Source organism: Streptomyces sp. NPDC031426 (assembly GCF_055581585.1).
In genome coordinates, this window is record NZ_JBVIJE010000010.1 from 334,351 (window position 1) to 352,018 (window position 17,668).

A 17,668-nucleotide genomic window follows, 5' to 3' on the forward strand; every position below is an offset into this window, starting at 1 on the left:
GCGAAGAGGCCCGGGCGGGCGCCGACGTCGGCGAGACCGCTCGCCGGCCACCCCCCACAGCCCGCGTGATCGCCCGTCAACCACCCACCATAGCCCGGGTGAACGCGCACTGAACCACGCACCTACGCCAGACTGTCCCGCCACGCCCTGTGCAGATCCGCGAACCGGCCCGTGCCGCCGATCAGCTCGTCCGGGCGGCCGTCCTCGACGATCCGCCCGTGCTCCATCACCAGCACCCGGTCCGCGATCTCCACGGTCGACAGCCGGTGCGCGATCACCACCGCCGTACGGCCCCGCAGCACCGTCGACATCGCCCGCTGCACGGCCCGCTCCCCCGGGATGTCCAGGGAGCTGGTCGCCTCGTCCAGGATCAGCACCGCCGGATCGGCGAGCAACGCCCGGGCGAAGGCGACCAGTTGGCGCTGGCCAGCCGAGATGCGCCCGCCGCGCTTGCGGACATCGGTGTCGTAGCCGTCGGGCAGGGCGCTGATGAACTCGTGCGCGCCGATCGCCTTCGCCGCCCGCTCGATCTCCTCCCGGGTGGCTTCGGGCCGGCCGATGGCGATGTTGTCGGCGACCGTGCCGGAGAACAGGAAGGCCTCCTGGGTCACCATGACCACCCCGCGCCGCAGTTCCGGCACCGGCAGCTCGCGCAGATCCACCCCGTCCAGCAGCACGCGGCCGTCGGAGGGGTCGTAGAAGCGGGCGAGGAGCTTGGCCAGCGTGGACTTTCCGGCGCCCGTGGAGCCGACCACGGCGACCGTCTGCCCGGCCGGCAGGGTCAGATCGAAGCGGGGCAGCACCTCGCCGCCGGTACGGTAGCCGAATCGCACCCCCTCGAAGACCACCTCGCGCCCCGGCAAGTCGCCCTCCAGCGGCGGGAGTTCACGGGGCGCCGCCGGCTCCGGCACGGACGGGGTCTGCGCCAGCAGCCCGGCGACCTTCTCCAGGGAGGCGGCGGCCGACTGGTAGGAGTTCAGGAACATCCCCAGCCGGTCGATCGGGTCGTACAGCCGACGCAGATACAGCACCGCCGCCGCCAGCACACCCAGCTCCAGCGAGCCGGACGCCACCCGGTAGGCGCCCCACAGCACGATCCCCGCGACCGCCGTGTTGGCCACCAGCCGGGAGCCGACCACATAGCGGGCCATCTCCAGCAGCGCGTCCCCGTTCGTCCGCTCGTGCCGCCGGTTGAGCACGGCGAACTCGGCGTCGTTGGCCGCCTCCCGGCGGAAGGCGCGCACCGGGCGGATGCCGTTCATGGTCTCCACGAACTTCACGATCACCGCCGCGATCGCCGTCGACCGCGCCCGGTACACCCGCCCCGCCCGCCGCTGGTACATCCGGACGAGCAGGTACAGCGGCACGAAGGAGGCCACCGCGACCGCGCCCAGGGAGAGGTCCAGCCACAGCAGCATCGCCGAGATGTAGACGAAGGACAGCACGACGGTCACCAGCTCCTGGAGCCCGTCGTTGAGGAGTTCGCGCAGCGACTCCACATCGGTGGTGGAACGGGAGATCAGCCGGCCGGACGTGTACCGCTCGTGGAAGTCGATGCTCAGCGCCTGCGCGTGCCGGAAGATCCGGCCCCGCAGATCCAGCAGCACGTCCTGGCTGACCCGCGCGGAGGCCTCGATGAACGCGAACTGCAGCACCCCGGAGGCGAGGGCGCACAGCAGATAGCCGACGCCGACCGCGATCAGCGGTCCGTGCCGGTGGTCCCGGAACGCCGGTACGGCGCTGTCGATGGCGTACGCCACCAGCAGCGGGCCCACCTGCACCGCCGCCTGCTGGAGCAGCAGCAGGAGCGTGGTCATCACGGCCCGGGCCCGCAGGGGGGCGAGCAGGGAGCGCAGCAGGGCGGCCGTGGCGCCGGGCGGGGCGGGCAGTACGTCCCGGTCGAAGACGTCGCCCGCGTCGGTGCCGGTGCCTTGCCCCTGCGGGCCGGGGAGTTCGTCGTCCTCGGCGGTGGGAGTGGAGGCGGTCGTGGTGGTCAACGGGAGTCCTCCGTGTCCTCGAAGTCTCCGGACATCAGATGCGCGTACTCGGCGTTGCCGCGCAGCAGTTCCTGATGGGTGCCGACGGCGGCGATCCGGCCGCCCGAGAGCAGGGCGACCCGGTCGGCGAGCAGCACGGTCGACGGGCGGTGAGCCACGATCAGCGCGGTGGTGTCGGCGAGGACCTGCCGCAGCGCGGCCTCGACGGCGGCCTCCGTGTGCACGTCCAGGGCGGACAGCGGGTCGTCCAGCACCAGGAACTCCGGTCTGCCGACCACCGCGCGGGCCAGCGCGAGGCGCTGCCGCTGGCCGCCGGAGAGGCTGAGGCCCTGCTCGCCGACGCGGGTGTCGGTGCCCTGCGGGAGGGCGTGCGCGAAGTCGGCCTGTGCGACGGCGAGCGCGCGGTCGAGGTCCGGCCCTCCGGCGCCGTCCGGGGCTCCCATCAGGACGTTCTCGCCGACGCTCGTGGAGAACAGCGTGGGTTCCTCGAAAGCGACGGCGACCTTGGCGCGCAGTTCCTCGCGGGACATCGCCTTGATGTCGACGCCGTCGAGGGTGATACGGCCCGAGGTGACCTCGTGCAGGCGGGGGACCAGGGCCGTGAGGGTGGTCTTTCCGCTGCCGGTCGCTCCGACGAGGGCCATGGACTCGCCGGGGCGGATGTGCAGGTCGATGCCGGTGAGGAGGGGCGGGGAGTCGGGGGGTGCGTCGGGGTAGCGGAACCGGACGTTCTCGAACCGGAGTCCGGTGTCGGCCGGTCGCGCCCGCCCGCGCTCGCGGGATGCCCCAGCGGCACGACCGCCCGCGACGGTGTCGTCCTCCGGCACCTCGTCCATCACCTCGAAGTAGCGTTCCGTCGCCGTCGCCGCCTCCTGGCTCATCGCCAGCAGGAACCCGATGGAGTCCACGGGCCACCGCAGCGCGAGTGCCGTACTCAGAAAGGCCACCAGCGTCCCGGCCGACAGCCCTCCGTCGGCCACCCGGATGGCACCCAGCACCAGCGCCGCCCCGATCGCCAGCTCGGGAAGCGTCACGATGACACCCCAGATCGCGGCGAGCAGCCGCGCCTTGTGCAGTTCCGTGCCGCGCAGGGTGACCGCCAGCTCGCGAAAGGCGCGCGCCTGGCTGCGGTGCCGGCCGAAGCCCTTGATGATGCGGATGCCGAGCACGCTCTCCTCGACCACCGTCGTCAGGTCGCCGACCTGGTCCTGGGCGCGCCGCGCCACCAGGGCGTACCGCCGCTCGAAGACCGCGCAGGTCCACATCACGGGGATCGCGGGACCGAGGATGACCAGGCCCAGCACCCAGTCCTGCATCAGCATGATCACCACGCCGACCAGGATCGTGACCCCGTTGACCAGCAGGAACGTCAGCGGGAAGGCGAGGAACATGCGCAGCAGCATCAGATCGGTCGTGCCGCGCGACAGCAGCTGGCCGGAGGCCCAGCGGTCGTGGAAGGCGACGGGCAGCCGCTGCAGCCGGCCGTAGAGGCTCGCCCGCATCTCCGCCTCGACGTGCGACAGCGGACGGGCCACCAGCCAGCGCCGTATGCCGAACAGGACCGCCTCGGCGATCCCGAGGAGGAGCAGATACAGCGCGCCGAGCCAGACGCCCGCCGGGTCCCGGTCGGCGACCGGCCCGTCCACGATCCACTTCAGGACGAGCGGGATCACCAGACCGGTACAGGAGGCGACGATCGCGACGAACGCGGCCGTGAACAGCCGCGCCCGCACGGGGCGGACGTACGGCCACAGCCGCAGCAGGGTACGAACGGCGGAGCGGTCCTCGGTGGTTGCACGTGTCGTGGGCATCACTCGCGAGCGTACGGACCGGCACTGACATCGCCCACCGAGTTTCGGCCGGACCCGGGTCCGCCGTTGGTCCTACGACCTGCCTGGACCTGACCGACGGCCGAACCAAGGAGGCCACGGCATGAACACCGCCGTCCTGCCGCACCGAGTTCCGGCTGTTCCGCCGGGAACCCGGCGCCGCTTTCTGGATCTTCCTGTTCCCGACGCTGCTGCCGGCTGTTCATCAGCGAGGCGACGGTGAAGACCCATCTCACCCATCTGTACGCCAAGCTCGGCGTCAACGACCGGGCGGCGGCGGTGGCCGTGGCGTACGACCGGGGGATCCTCGGACAGGTCCACCGCTGCCTTAATTGGCTGGAGCAGGCGTCCTCGCCCCCGATAGGTTCGACGTTTCCCAAGTTCGACGTTATCCACGGCGGGGCGAGCCGATCGGGGGATGGATGATCGACGCGTACGAGGACCCGGGCAGCCCGGACACGCGCGGCGGCTGGCGGTTTCTGTGGTGGCTGGTGCTGCGCCAGCCGGGGCGGTCGGTGGCCGGGGCGCTGCTGGGCAGTGTGTGGATGGTGCTGCTGGCCGCGCAGCCGTATCTGATGGCGCGGGCCGTGGACGAGGGGCTGGTGCCGGGGCGGCTGGGGGTGCTGGCGGCGTGGACCGGGGTGATGTTCGTGCTCGGGTCGGTGAACGCCTGGCTGAGCATCATGCGGCACCGCACCATGACCCGGGTGCGGATGGATGCCAACTTCCGCACGGTGAAGGTGGTCATGGGGCATGTGGTGCGGCTCGGGGCCACGCTGCCGCGCCGGGCCGGGGCCGGTGAGGTGGTGACGATCGGCGTCGGCGATGTGACGACCATCGCACAGGCGCTGACCGTGGTCGGCCCGGGCGTCGGCTCGGCCGTGGTCTACGTGGTGGTGGCGGGCCTGCTGCTTGCGGTCTCGGCGCCGCTGGCCGCCGTCGTCCTGCTGGGGCTGCCGGTGATCGCGCTGGTCACCGGGCCGCTGACGCTGCGGCTCCAGGGCGCGGAGACCTCGTACCGGGAACGGCAGGGCGTGCTGACCGCGCGCATCGGCGACCTCGCGGGCGGGCTGCGCGTCCTCAACGGGCTCGGTGGCAAGGGGCTGTTCGCGGACGCATTCCGGCAGGACTCGCAGCGGCTGCGTGCGCAGGGCTACCGGGTGGGCGCGGCGGCCAGCTGGGTGCAGGCGCTCGGCGTGGGCCTGCCCACCCTGTTCCTGGCCGTGGTGACCTGGCTCGCGGCGCGGCTCGCGGCCCAGGGGTCCATCACCGTCGGCGAGTTGGTGTCCGTGTACGGCTATGTCGCCGTGCTGATCGGCCCTGTCGCCTTCCTCGTGCTGATGGCCTACGACATGAACCGGGGCGTGGTGGCCGCGCGCCGGGTCGTACGGCTGCTGCGGCTGGAGCCGGAGCCGGACGAGGGCACGCTGCCTTCCCCCGAGGGGCCGGCGGAGCTGCACGATCCGGCGTCGGGAGTGCGGGTGGTGCCCGGCCGGCTGACCGCACTGGCCACGGCCCGGCCCGCCGAGGCCGCCGCCGTGGTGGACCGGCTCGGCCGCTTCGGGCCGACCGACGCCACCTGGGGCGGGGTACGGCTGGACGCGGTCCCGTTGGCGGACGTGCGCGGGCGGATCCTGGTCGCGGACAACGAGGCCGACCTGTTCGCCGGGCCGTTGCGGGAGGTCGTGGCCGCCGGGCGCACCGCCGACGAGGCGGAGCTCGGCCGGGCGCTGTACGCGGCGGCCGCCGACGACGTCGTACGCGGGCTGCCGGAGGGCCCGGACTCACCGGTCTCCGGCCAGGGCCGCAGCCTGTCGGGCGGTCAGCGCCAACGGGTGCGTCTGGTGCGGGCGTTGCTCGCCGACCCCGAGGTGCTGCTCGCGGTCGAGCCGACCTCGGCCCTGGACGCGCACACCGAGGCGACGGTCGCGCGGCGGCTGAGGGAGGCGCGGGAGGGCCGTACGACGCTGGTGACGTCCACCTCGCCGCTGATCCTGGACCACGCGGACACGGTCGTGTTCCTGGTCGACGGAAAGGTCACGGCGAGCGGCCCGCACCGCCGTCTGCTCACGACGGAACCGGGCTACCGGGCGCTTGTGGCCAGGGACACGGAGGGGGTCGTACGGTGACGGCGGCTGAAGGTCTGTTGCCGGTCGCCGACCGGGCTCGGGTGCGGCGGGCCGCGCTGCGGCTGGTGCGTGCCGACGGGCGGGCGTTCGTCGCCGCGCTGCTGCTGAACGCGCTCGCGGCGGGGGCGGGGCTGGTCGGGCCCTGGCTGGTCGGAAGGATCGTGGACGACGTGCGGGCCGGGCAGGGCGTCGGCGCGGTGGACCGGCTCGCGCCCTGGATCCTGGTGTGCGCGCTGGCCCAGTTGCTGCTGGCCCGCTGGGCGCGGTTCGTGGGGTACCGGTTCGGGGAGCGGACGCTGGCCCGGGTGCGCGAGGAGTACGTCGAGCGGGTGCTGGCACTGCCCGCGTCCGTGGTGGAGCGGGCCGGCACCGGTGATCTGACGGCGCGCGGCACGGCGGACGTGGCGACCGTGGGCACCACGCTGCGGGACATCGGCCCGGAGCTGCTGGTCAACACCGTGCAGGCGCTGTTCGTGCTGGTCGCGGTGTTCGCGCTCGACCCGCTGCTCGGGGCGTTCGGACTGCTCGGGCTGACCCCGATCTGGCTGGCACTGCGCTGGTATCTGCGGCGCGCCCGGGACGGCTATCTCGCCGAGGGCGCGGCCACGTCCCAGGTCGCGGAGATCGTCGCCTCGACGGCGGCCGGGGCGCGGACGGTCGAGGCGTTCGGGCTGAGCGAGCGGCGGGTGACGGCGAGCCGGGACGCGCTGGAGGAGGCCCGCCGTACCCGCTTCTACACACTGTTCCTGCGGACCGTGTTCTTCCCGGCGGTCGAGGTGACGTACACCGTGCCCGTGGCGGGCGTGCTGCTGCTCGGCGGCTGGCTGCACCAGCGGGGCGCGGTCGGGGTCGGCGCGGTGGTGGCCGCGGCGCTGTACCTGCGGCAGTTCACCGAGCCGCTGGACCAGATCCTGATGCGCGTGGAGCAACTGCAGAGCAGCAGCGCCTCGTTCGCGCGGGTGGAGGGGCTGGCACAGACGCCGTCCGGCAGGACCGCGGGTGTGGTGCGGACCGCGCGCTCCCCCGGGCCGGCCGACGACCGGATCGATGTGCGCGGGGTCCGGTACGCCTATGAGCGCGGCGGCGAGGTGTTGCGCGGGGTGGATCTGACGGTACGGCCCGGGGAACGGCTCGCGGTGGTGGGCCCCTCCGGCGCCGGGAAGACGACGCTCAGCAGACTCCTCGCGGGCATCGACCGGCCCGGGACCGGCACCGTGACGGTGGGCGGGGTGCCGGTCGCCGACCTGGAGCCGGAGCTGCTGCGCCGTCAGGTGGTACTGGTCACGCAGGAGCACCACGTCTTCCTCGGCACGGTCCGCGACAACCTGCTGATCGCCGAACCGGAGGCCGCGGACGCCGATCTGTGGGCGGCGCTCGCGGCGGTCGGCGCCGACGACTGGGTCCGGGACCTGCCGGAGGGCCTCGACACCCGGCTGGGCGCGGGCGGCTGTGCCACCGACGGCTCCCAGGCCCAGCAACTCGCCCTGGCCCGGGTGGTGCTGGCCGATCCGCACACCCTGATCCTCGACGAGGCGACGGCCCTGCTGGACCCCACGACGGCCCGGCACGCCGAACGCGCCCTCGCCGCCGTCCTGGAGGGCCGCACGGTCATCGCCATCGCCCACCGCCTCCACACGGCCCACGACGCGGACCGGGTGGCGGTCATGGAGGACGGCCGCCTGACGGAACTGGGCACACACGAGGACCTGGTGACGGCCGGCGGCGCGTACGCGGCGCTGTGGCACACCTGGCACGGGGACACCGACGGTGACTCCGGCTCTGCCTCGGCGCACGGGACTTCATGACCCTCCACCCCGGTGACGGTCCCGCATATCGAACATGAACATCCGATCAACGAACCATTTCCGGCCAAGTTTGTGACGCGGTCCTGACAGGAATGCTGATCCCCTGTCACTCTTCCCAGGCCGACTCACAGCAACCCCACAGTCACACCTGCTCGCGTGAGCCGGCCTGCACCTGGTTCCGCGTACCGCCCCGTTCTGCCCGGACGACCCCAACCCACCGTCCGGTCTCCCCTGGCCGCGCGACCCGCGGCCACGCAGAAGGAGTCAGTGTTGAGAAGCAGTTCCTCTCGCAGACGCACCCCCCACACCCCGCGTCGTACCGCCACCGTCGCCCTCGCGGGCGTCGCCGCACTGATCGCCGCCGCCGTCCAGACCGGCGCGGCCAGTGCCGCACCGGCCAAGCCACGGCCCGGCAAGGTGAATCCGGCCCATGTCGCGGTGAAGCTCACGCCCTCGCAGCGCGCCGAGCTGATACGCCACGCCGACGCCACGACGGCCGCCACCGCCCGGTCCCTCGGCCTCGGCGCCAAGGAGAAGCTGGTCGTCAAGGACGTCGTGAAGGACGCGGACGGCACCCTGCACACCCGCTACGAGCGCACCTACGCGGGCCTTCCGGTGCTCGGCGGTGACCTGGTCGTGGACAGCAACAAGACCGGCAAGACCATGGACGTCATCAAGGCCACCGGCGCCACCCCGAAGGTCGGCGGCCTCACCCCGGCCGTGTCGCAGGCCGCGGCGGAGAAGCAGGCCGTACAGCGGGCCAAGGCCCGGGGCGGGACGAAGTCCGCCGCGGACAGCGTCCGCAAGGTGATCTGGGCGGCGGCCGGCAAGCCCGTCCTCGCCTACGAGACGGTCGTCGGCGGCCTCCAGGACGACGGCACCCCGAACCGGCTGCACGTCATCACCGACGCCGCCACCGGCAAGAAGCTCTACGAGTACCAGGGCATCGAGACCGGCGTCGGCAACACCCAGTACAGCGGACAGGTGCAGCTGACGACGACCCAGTCGGGCTCGACGTACACGCTGACCGACGGGGCGCGTGGCGGACACAAGACCTACAACCTGAACCACGGCACCTCGGGCACCGGCACCCTGTTCTCGCAGAGCAACGACACCTGGGGCAACGGCACCACCTCCAACGCGGCCACCGCGGGCGCGGACGCCCACTACGGCGCCCAGGAGACCTGGGACTTCTACAAGAGCACCTTCGGCCGCAGCGGCATCAAGAACGACGGCGTCGGCGCCTACTCCCGCGTCCACTACGGCAACTCGTACGTCAACGCCTTCTGGGACGACGGCTGCTTCTGCATGACCTACGGCGACGGCTCGAACGACGCCGACCCGCTGACCTCGCTCGACGTCGCCGGTCACGAGATGAGCCACGGCGTCACCTCCAACACCGCGGGCCTGGACTACAGCGGTGAGTCCGGCGGCCTGAACGAGGCCACCAGCGACATCATGGGCACGGGCGTGGAGTTCTACGCCAACAACAGCTCCGACCCCGGTGACTACCTCATCGGCGAGAAGATCAACATCAACGGCGACGGCACCCCGCTGCGTTACATGGACAAGCCCAGCAAGGACGGCGGCAGCGCCGACTACTGGTCCTCGTCGGTCGGCGACCTGGACGTCCACTACTCGTCCGGCGTCGCGAACCACTTCTTCTACCTCCTGTCCGAGGGCAGCGGCGCCAAGGTGATCAACGGCGTCAACTACGACTCGCCGACGACGGACGGGCTTCCGGTCACCGGCATCGGCCGGGACAAGGCGCTGCAGATCTGGTACCGGGCGCTGACCACCAAGTTCACCTCCACCACCGACTACGCGGGCGCCCGCACCGGCACCCTCGCGGCGGCCGGTGAGCTGTACGGCGCCTCCAGCACCGAGTACAAGGCGGTGCAGGACGCCTGGGCGGCCGTGGCCGTCGGTTCCCGCTCCGACGGGGGCGGCGGAGGCGGTGGCGGCGGTACGACGTACGAGAGCAACGCCTCCGTCGCCATCCCGGACAACGGGCCGGCCGTCACCTCGGACATCACGGTCTCCGGCAGGAGCGGGAACGCGCCGAGCAACCTCCAGGTGTCCGTCGACATCACGCACACCTGGCGGGGTGACCTGGTGATCGACCTCGTCGGCCCGTCGGGCACCGCCTACCGCCTGAAGGACTTCAGCTCCTCGGACTCGGCGGACAACGTGAAGCAGACCTACACGGTCAATGCCTCCGCCGAGCCGGCCAACGGAACCTGGAAGCTGCGGGTTCAGGATCAGGCCACCTACGACACCGGAACGATCAACGGCTGGAAGCTGACGTTCCCGTAAATGGGTCGCCAAATGCCCGGGAACCGGGCGTCGTTCGAGGGTCCAGCACCCTCGGACGGCGCCGGTTAACACACCTGAAACGTTTCCCGGACAGCTGCTTTCCGGCCAACATCACTTCAGGGACCTGACATGTACGCGCCCCTGATGTCACCCTCTCTTCACCCGCCGCAGAGCTTCACCCCACCTCACCGGCCAGTAACCCCACGCTGACCGGACTCCCCACGAGAAGGAGCTTGCGTGACCCCCCGCTACACGCGTCACAAGCGCGCCACTCTGGCCGTCGCCACCGCCGTCGCCGCCGGAGCCCTGCTCTCCACCGGTCTGACCACCACTGCGACCGCCGCCGGCAAGGGCAGCGCGACCCTCGCCGCCGCGCCCGCCGCGCTGTCGGACTCGGCCCGTATCTCCCTGATACAGAAGGCGCAGGCCGACGCGGCCCAGACCGCGCAGCAGATAGGCCTCGGCGCCAAGGAGAAGCTGATCGTCAAGGACGTCGTCAAGGACGCCGACGGCACCGTCCACACCCGCTACGAGCGCACCTACGCGGGCCTGCCGGTGCTCGGCGGCGACCTGGTCGTCCACACCGCCAAGTCCGGCAGAACCGAGGGCGTCACCAAGGCGACCAAGGCGGCCATCAAGGTGGCCTCGCTCAAGCCGCAGATCACCGCCGCCAAGGCCGAGCAGCAGGCGGTGTCCGCCGCCAGGACCCTCGGCTCCGCCAAGTCCTCCGCGGACGGCGCCCGCAAGGTGATCTGGGCCGGCTCCGGCAAGCCCGTCCTCGCCTACGAGACGGTCGTCGGCGGCCTCCAGGACGACGGCACCCCGAACCAGCTGCACGTCATCACCGACGCCGCGACCGGCAAGAAGCTCTTCGAGTACCAGGGCATCGAGAACGCGACCGGCACCGGCAAGACGCTGTACTCCGGCACGGTCAGCCTCACCACGACCCAGTCGGGCTCGTCGTACAACCTGACCGACGCCTCCCGCGGCGGTCACAAGACCTACAACCTGGCCCGCAAGACCTCGGGCAAGGGCACCCTGGTCGCCAACTCGACGAACGTGTTCGGCACCGGCACGGCCTCCAGTTCCTCCAGCGACCAGACGGCCGCCGCGGACGCCGCCTACGGCGCGCAGGAGACCTGGGACTTCTACAAGAGCACCTTCGGCCGCAGCGGCATCAAGAACGACGGCGTCGGCGCCTACAGCCGCGTCCACTACGGCAGCAACTACGTCAACGCCTTCTGGGACGACAGCTGCTTCTGCATGACCTATGGCGACGGTGACAGCAACACCCACCCGCTGACCTCGCTCGACGTCGCCGGCCACGAGATGAGCCACGGCGTCACCGCGAACACGGCGGGCCTGGACTACTCGGGAGAGTCGGGCGGCCTGAACGAGGCCACCTCGGATATCTTCGGCACGGGTGTGGAGTTCTACGCGAACAACGCCTCGGACCCCGGTGACTACCTCATCGGCGAGAAGATCAACATCAACGGTGACGGCACCCCGCTGCGCTACATGGACAAGCCCAGCAAGGACGGCGGCAGCGCCGACTACTGGTCCTCGTCGGTCGGCAACCTGGATGTCCACTACTCGTCCGGCGTCGCGAACCACTTCTTCTACCTCCTCTCGGAGGGCAGCGGTTCGAAGACGATCAACGGAGTGACGTACAACTCCCCGACGTCCAACGGCTCCACGGTCACCGGCATCGGCCGCGCCAAGGCGCTGCAGATCTGGTACAAGGCGCTGACGACGTACTTCACGTCGACGACGGACTACAAGGCGGCCCGCAGCGGCACGCTGAGCGCCGCATCGGCCCTCTACGGCTCCGGCAGCACCGAGTACAAGGCGGTGGCCGCGGCCTGGTCGGCGGTCAACGTCAACTGACGCGCACGCAGTCGAGGACGGGCGGCACCCGGGGGAAGGACCCTCCGGGCGCCGCCCTACCCTTGTGACCCATGTCCTCGGCGCCCTTCACGTACGAGCCGGTCGGCGCGACTCGCGACGATCTCACCTACTGTCCGCCCGGCTTCCACCCCCTGCACGTCCGCACCCGCCTCGGCGAGGGCCAGAAGCTCTTCCACCGGGCCGCCGAGGCGGTCCTGACCTGGGAGATGCACCGCGCCCTGGGCGTGGGCATGGACGCCACCGCCGACCGCGCGGCCCCCGACGCAGCCGTCACGGTCACCCTGGCCGGGCTCATCAAGGCCCCCTGCCGCATCATCTGGACGACCGAGGAACCCCGCCGGGCCGGCTGGGCGTACGGCACCCTGGAGGGCCACCCCGAATGCGGCGAGGAGGCCTTCGTGGTCGACCGCACGGGAGACGGCACGGTCTGGCTGACGGTGGCCGCCTTCAGCAAACCGGCCAAGTGGTACGCGAGGGCGGCCGGCCCGGCGACCCGCGGCCTGCAGCACGCGTACGCCCGCCGCTGCGGGGCGGTGCTGCGCAAGTTGTGCGAGGGGTTGTCCGAGGCATGACCCGCTGAGCACTCCTCGTACCCCTGCAGACAGCAGCCGCCGCCGTGCTGCTGGTGGCCCGCGTGGTCTGGGACTCCGACACCTTCCAGCACTGCCGGTATCTGGGCCCCTCGACGCGCATGTATGTCACGTCCTGGACCGGCCTCGCGCGCGCCCTGGGCGCCCTGCTGGTGTTCGCCGCCCTGCCCCGCACCGAACGGCGCGGACTGGCGGCGGTCTCCGCGGTGCTCGGCGTACTGCTGGCGTTCGTGTTGCTCATGACCGCCTACTGGCTGTACGCCCCGGACCCGGCCGGCGGAAACGACTGCTCGGGGCTGCACCTGCTGCTGCCGTAGAGCGCACCGGGATCTGAATTCAGCCGACCTGCACGCCGGTTGCCCATTTCGCTTTGCGATGCGCAATGGGCTGATGTGATGATCCGAGGCATGTTCGAACACGGGGGCGATGCCAACTCGACGACTCGAATACCCAGGTCACGGCTGTACGACTACGCGGACATGGCCGGACCAGAAGAAGGGGAGTCCACGCCCTCGCCAGGCATCAGCTCGCCTGATGCCCGCTCTACAGCCGAGGTTGAGCGCAGGCGCCGGGAGTTCGCGGCGCTGTTGGGCGAGTTCCGTCGTACCGCCGTGCTCGTACCGGTGGACGAGGACGACGCGCCCCTGACGGGCGACTTCGGCGGCGTGCGCTGGATCTACGCGGGCAAGCTGCTGGAACGCTCCGAATCGGACGACGTCACCGTGCGGGTCATCCCCTTCGACCTGGACGGCTTCGCAAGAGCCGCCAGCTCCATGACGTACGCCGGTGGCCCTGTTCCCAAGCTGGACACGGTCGTGCGTGACGTACCCCACGGCTCGGCCTTCATCGACTCTGAGGCACAACTCAGCGCCTTTCGAACGCGCTTCCGTAAGGTGGAGGCCGTATCGCTCGACCCAGACCGGTCGCGCGACTTCATCCACAAGCTGGCGCAAGAGTTGTGAGGCATCCCATGGACACCCCCGACAACCGGCGGAAGTCGTCCTACTCGGGCCCCGACGACGGCAACAACTGCGTGGAAATATCCACCACCCCCACCCACACATCCATCCGCGACTCCAAGGACCCGGCCGTCGGCACCCTCACCGTCCCGGCCGGATCCTTCACCCTCTTCATCGAGGCCCTGAAGAAGACGACGTAGCGGAGACCTCGTCAGCCCCCTACCGCAACAACACCCCCGCCCCCTCCACCACCTCCTCCGACGGCACCGCCACCAGCCCCAGCTCCGCGCTCGACGCCAGCAAGCGGTGCGCGGGCAGGATGCGGACGGTGTAGCCGTAGGGGCCGGTTCGGTCCAGAGCAAGCGGGCCCTCGTACAGCAGGCGGCCCTCCAGATCCGGCGCGCCGACCGGCTTCAGGGGGACCACCGTCGCGTCCGTGATGTGGTCCTCCGCGTCCACCCGGCCCGACACCGCCTGGACTTCGACGTCGTCCGGAGTCAGTGAGCCGAGGGCCACCCGGACCCGCAGGCCCACCGTCGAGCCCAGTTCCGCGGTGGCGGTCGGGGCCGTCGTCTCCACGTGGTCCACGCTCACCCCGGGCCAGGCCGCCCGTACCCGGGCCTTCCAGGCGGCCAGCTCACCCGCCGTGTCCGGGGTCAGTGCGCGGTGGGCCTGCGCGGCGGGAACGTAGAGGCGGTCGACGTACTCGCGGACCATGCGGCCGGCCAGCACCTTGGGGCCGAGCAGGGTGAGGGTCTGGCGGACCATCTGGATCCAGCGGTCGGGGAGGCCGGCCCGGCCCTGCTCGTAGAAGCGCGGCGTCACCCGCTGCTCCAGCAGGTCGTAGAGCGCCGCCGCCTCGATGTCGTCGCGGCGGTCCGGGTCCGTGCCCGCGCCGTCCGCCGTCGGGATGGCCCAGCCGAAGTCCGGCTGGAACCATTCGTCCCACCAGCCGTCCAGGACGGAGAGGTTCAGGCAGCCGTTCAGCGCCGCCTTCATCCCGCTCGTACCGCACGCCTCCAGGGGGCGCAGGGGGTTGTTCAGCCAGATGTCGCAGCCAGGGTAGAGCTTCTGCGCCATCGCCATGCCGTAGTCGGGGAGGAACACGATCCGGTGGCGGACCCGCGGGTCGTCCGCGAAGCGGACCAACTCCTGCACCAGGCGCTTGCCGCTGTCGTCCGCCGGGTGCGCCTTGCCCGCCACGACGATCTGGATCGGGCGGTCGGGATGCAGCAACAGCTCCATCAGGCGGTCCCGGTCCCGCAGCATCAGCGTCAGGCGTTTGTACGACGGGACCCTGCGCGCGAAGCCGATCGTCAGGACGTCCGGGTCCAGCACGCCGTCGATCCAGCCCAGCTCGGCATCGCCGGCGCCTCGTTGCCGCCAGGACGCCCGCAGCCGCTCCCGCACCTCCAGCACCAGCCGTTCGCGCAGGGTGCGGCGCAGCTCCCAGATCTCCTGATCCTCGATCTCCGCGACCGAGTCCCAGCGCTCGGAGCCGCCGACGGTCAGCGCGTCCTCGGCCCGCTCGGAGCCGACCTGCCGGGACCCGAGCCTCAGCACCTCGGGGGCGACCCAGGTCGGCGCGTGCACCCCGTTGGTCACGGAGGTGATCGGCACCTCCTCGGGGTCGAATCCCGGCCACAGTCCCGCGAACATCTCCCGGCTCACCTGACCGTGCAGCAGCGACACCCCGTTGGCCCGCTGGGCCAGCCTGAGCCCCATCACGGCCATGTTGAACAGGTTCGGCTCGCCGCCGGGGTACGTCTCCATCCCCAGGGTCAGAATCCGCTGCACGTCGATGCCGGGAAGCTCGGCGTCCGCCCCGAAGTGCCGGGCGACCAGCTCCCGGTCGAAGCGGTCGATGCCGGCCGGGACAGGAGTGTGGGTGGTGAAGACCGTGCCGCCGCGCACCGCCTCCAGGGCGGAGTCGAAGTCCAGGCCGGCCGCGGACAGTTCGGCGATCCGCTCCAGGCCCAGGAACCCCGCGTGCCCTTCATTGGTGTGGAACACCTCCGGCTCCGGGTGCCCGGTGAGCCGGCAGTACGTCCGCACCGCCCGCACACCCCCTATCCCGAGCAGCATCTCCTGCAGCAGCCGGTGCTCGCTGCCGCCGCCGTAGAGCCGGTCGGTCACCCCGCGTTCGCCGAGGTCGTTCTCCTCCACGTCCGAGTCCAGGAGCAGCAGCGGCACCCTGCCCACCTGGGCCAGCCAGATCCGGGCGCGCAGCGCCTTGCCGCCGGGCAGCGCGAGCGAGACCTGGGCCGGGGCGCCGTCGGCCTCCTTCACCTGGGTGAGGGGCAGCTCGTTGGGGTCGAGCACCGGGTAGTGCTCCTGCTGCCAGCCGTCGCGGGACAGGGTCTGCCGGAAGTACCCGTGCCGGTACAGCAACCCGACACCGATCAGGGGTACGCCGAGATCGCTGGCCGCCTTCAGATGGTCACCTGCCAGGATGCCGAGGCCGCCGGAGTACTGGGGCAGCGCGGCCGTGATGCCGAACTCCGGGGAGAAGTAGGCGATGGCCGCGGGCATGCCGTCCGCCTGGGTCTGGTACCAGCGGCCGCCGGTCAGATAGTCGTCGAGGTCGTCGGCGACCGCGGTGAGGCGGCGCAGGAAACGCCGGTCCCCGGCCAGCTCGGTCAGCCGCGCCGGCCGGACCCGGCCCAGTATCCGCACCGGGTCACCCCCGGCTGCGGCCCACGCCTCGGGGTCCACGGACTGGAACAGATCGCGCGTTTCCGCATGCCAGGACCAGCGCAGATTGCGCGCCAGGTCGCTCAGCGGCCGCAGAGGTTCGGGGAGAACGGGACGGACGGTGAACCGACGGATCGCCTTCACACTTCCACCTCGGACGCGTTGCGGAGTGAGACGCACGGCGCTGTACGTCTCGTCGTCACCCTCGACGGTAGTGGGTTACCCGGGGGTCGGTGGGGACGCGTCCGGCGGGGGTGTCGGGGCGTGGGGAGACGACCCGCGGGCACACGGAAAGGAGACCCGGTGAAAGGGGCCGGTCTTGTGGGTGGACATACGCGGGAGTAGTTAACAAAGTTCCGGATTGCCCACCCGAACAGGGTGGGAAGGCTCCTCCGGTACGAATCCACAGGCGTCCCACAGCACCTCCGCAGGACCCACCTCACCACATCCATCCGCCCACACCCACGTTGACGCGGACAGGAGCGGTCATGCCCGCCACGCACCATTCGTCAGCACCCCCGACAAGCAGCAAGGCCCCGGCAGCAGCACCGGAGCAGGCCGCGCAGGCCGAGCAGGCCGAGCACGCCGCGCAGGCCGAGCACGCCGAGCACGCCGAGCACGAGCACGAGCACGAGCACGCCGAGCAGAACCCGGCCGGGCAACCGGCCGCGAAACCGGCCAAGAAGTCGGCCAAGAAGTCGGCCAGGCAACCGGCCAAGAAGACAACGGGCAAGAAATCCGTAAAGGCCGCCGCCGACGTGCCCGTCCCCGCGCAGGCCCCGACCGGTCCCCCGGACACCGTCCTCGGCCGCATCCCCGTCCTCGACGTACGTCCGGTGGTCCAGCACGGGCGCCGGCCGGCCAAGGCGGTGACCGGTGAGTCGTTCGAGGTGTCCGCCACGGTCTTCCGGGAGGGGCACGACGCCGTCGCGGCGAACGTGGTGCTGCGCGACCCGGCAGGCCGGCCCGGACCGTGGACGCCGATGCGCGAACTCGCCCCCGGCACCGACCGCTGGGGCGCCACCGTCACCGCGGGTGAACCGGGGCGCTGGACCTACACGGTGGAGGCCTGGGCCGACCCGGTCGCGACCTGGCAGCACCACGCCGGCATCAAGATCCCGGCGGGCATCGACACCGAACTGGTCCTGGAGGAGGGCGCGCGGCTGTACGAGCGCGCCGCCGCCGGTGTCCCGGCCGACCAACGGCCGGTCGTACGAAAAGTCGTGTCGGCCCTGCGGGACGAGAACCGGCCGGCCGCCTGGCGCCTCGCGGCGGCGCTGGCACCGGAGGTGAAGGACCTGCTGGCCCGTCATCCGCTGCGGGAGCTGGTCACCGCCTCCGATCCCATGCCGCTGCTGGTGGAGCGGGAGCGGGCCCTGTACGGCTCCTGGTACGAGTTCTTCCCGCGCTCGGAGGGCACGGCCGAGCAGCCGCACGGCAC

General features: G+C 71.5%; 11 protein-coding genes and 3 pseudogenes. 11 read left to right on the forward strand and 3 right to left on the reverse strand.

The window, feature by feature from the left end; translation table 11 throughout:
- Positions 1-122 precede the first annotated feature (122 nt).
- Positions 123-1,997, reverse strand: coding sequence for an ABC transporter ATP-binding protein (locus ACZ5NH_RS23220; protein WP_468777728.1), 1,875 nt, complete (start codon positions 1,995-1,997; stop codon positions 123-125).
- On the reverse strand, positions 1,994-3,808 hold the full coding sequence (locus ACZ5NH_RS23225) for an ABC transporter ATP-binding protein (protein ID WP_468777730.1): 1,815 nt from the start codon (positions 3,806-3,808) through the stop codon (positions 1,994-1,996). The genes ACZ5NH_RS23220 and ACZ5NH_RS23225 overlap by 4 nt, the downstream gene beginning before the upstream one ends.
- A 121-nt stretch (positions 3,809-3,929) precedes the next feature.
- Here ACZ5NH_RS23225 and ACZ5NH_RS23230 point away from each other — a divergent pair.
- The 10 genes and pseudogenes from ACZ5NH_RS23230 to ACZ5NH_RS23275 form a co-directional block, all read left to right on the forward strand.
- Positions 3,930-4,020, forward strand: a pseudogene (locus tag ACZ5NH_RS23230) (ABC transporter permease); the annotation flags it as partial.
- Position 4,021: 1 nt separating this feature from the next.
- Positions 4,022-4,138 (forward strand): annotated as a pseudogene (locus ACZ5NH_RS23235) (response regulator transcription factor); the annotation flags it as partial.
- 110 nt (positions 4,139-4,248) lie between these two features.
- Positions 4,249-5,955, forward strand: coding sequence for an ABC transporter ATP-binding protein (locus ACZ5NH_RS23240; RefSeq protein WP_468777732.1), 1,707 nt, complete (start codon positions 4,249-4,251; stop codon positions 5,953-5,955).
- The gene (locus tag ACZ5NH_RS23245; protein ID WP_468777734.1) at positions 5,952-7,760 is read left to right on the forward strand and encodes an ABC transporter ATP-binding protein; all 1,809 of its coding nucleotides are present in this window, start codon (positions 5,952-5,954) and stop codon (positions 7,758-7,760) included. Before ACZ5NH_RS23240 ends, ACZ5NH_RS23245 begins: the two co-directional genes overlap by 4 nt.
- A gap of 270 nt (positions 7,761-8,030) precedes the next feature.
- The gene (locus tag ACZ5NH_RS23250; RefSeq protein ID WP_468777735.1) at positions 8,031-10,076 is read left to right on the forward strand and encodes a M4 family metallopeptidase; all 2,046 of its coding nucleotides are present in this window, start codon (positions 8,031-8,033) and stop codon (positions 10,074-10,076) included.
- Between the two features lie 237 nt (positions 10,077-10,313).
- Positions 10,314-11,963, forward strand: coding sequence for a M4 family metallopeptidase (locus ACZ5NH_RS23255; RefSeq protein WP_468777737.1), 1,650 nt, complete (start codon positions 10,314-10,316; stop codon positions 11,961-11,963).
- Positions 11,964-12,034: 71 nt separating this feature from the next.
- Positions 12,035-12,556: a DUF1990 domain-containing protein gene (locus tag ACZ5NH_RS23260; protein WP_468777739.1), complete on the forward strand. Its 522-nt coding sequence runs from the start codon at positions 12,035-12,037 to the stop codon at positions 12,554-12,556.
- A 44-nt stretch (positions 12,557-12,600) separates the two neighbouring features.
- On the forward strand, positions 12,601-12,891 hold the full coding sequence (locus ACZ5NH_RS23265) for a hypothetical protein (protein ID WP_468777741.1): 291 nt from the start codon (positions 12,601-12,603) through the stop codon (positions 12,889-12,891).
- Positions 12,892-13,260: 369 nt separating this feature from the next.
- A pseudogene (locus ACZ5NH_RS23270) lies at positions 13,261-13,536 on the forward strand (Scr1 family TA system antitoxin-like transcriptional regulator); the annotation flags it as partial.
- Positions 13,537-13,544: 8 nt separating this feature from the next.
- Positions 13,545-13,733 carry a DUF397 domain-containing protein gene (locus tag ACZ5NH_RS23275; protein WP_468777743.1) on the forward strand — a complete coding sequence of 63 codons (189 nt, stop codon included), beginning with the start codon at positions 13,545-13,547 and terminating at the stop codon, positions 13,731-13,733.
- Between the two features lie 19 nt (positions 13,734-13,752).
- Here the strand turns inward: ACZ5NH_RS23275 and ACZ5NH_RS23280 are convergent, their stop codons facing one another.
- Positions 13,753-16,371 (reverse strand): glycosyltransferase family 1 protein, encoded by a 2,619-nt coding sequence (locus tag ACZ5NH_RS23280; RefSeq protein ID WP_468777745.1) that lies wholly within the window; start codon positions 16,369-16,371, stop codon positions 13,753-13,755.
- Between the two features lie 344 nt (positions 16,372-16,715).
- Here ACZ5NH_RS23280 and ACZ5NH_RS23285 point away from each other — a divergent pair.
- A partial coding sequence (locus ACZ5NH_RS23285) for a maltotransferase domain-containing protein (RefSeq protein WP_468777747.1) occupies positions 16,716-17,668 on the forward strand: 953 nt, incomplete at its 3' end.

Coding starts and splice junctions, on each gene's coding strand:
- ACZ5NH_RS23225 (WP_468777730.1), bottom strand. CDS start 3,808: ATGCCCACGACACGTGCAACCACCGAGGACCGCTCCGCCGTTCGTACC.
- ACZ5NH_RS23240 (WP_468777732.1), top strand. CDS start 4,249: ATGATCGACGCGTACGAGGACCCGGGCAGCCCGGACACGCGCGGCGGC.
- ACZ5NH_RS23260 (WP_468777739.1), top strand. CDS start 12,035: ATGTCCTCGGCGCCCTTCACGTACGAGCCGGTCGGCGCGACTCGCGAC.
- ACZ5NH_RS23275 (WP_468777743.1), top strand. CDS start 13,545: ATGGACACCCCCGACAACCGGCGGAAGTCGTCCTACTCGGGCCCCGAC.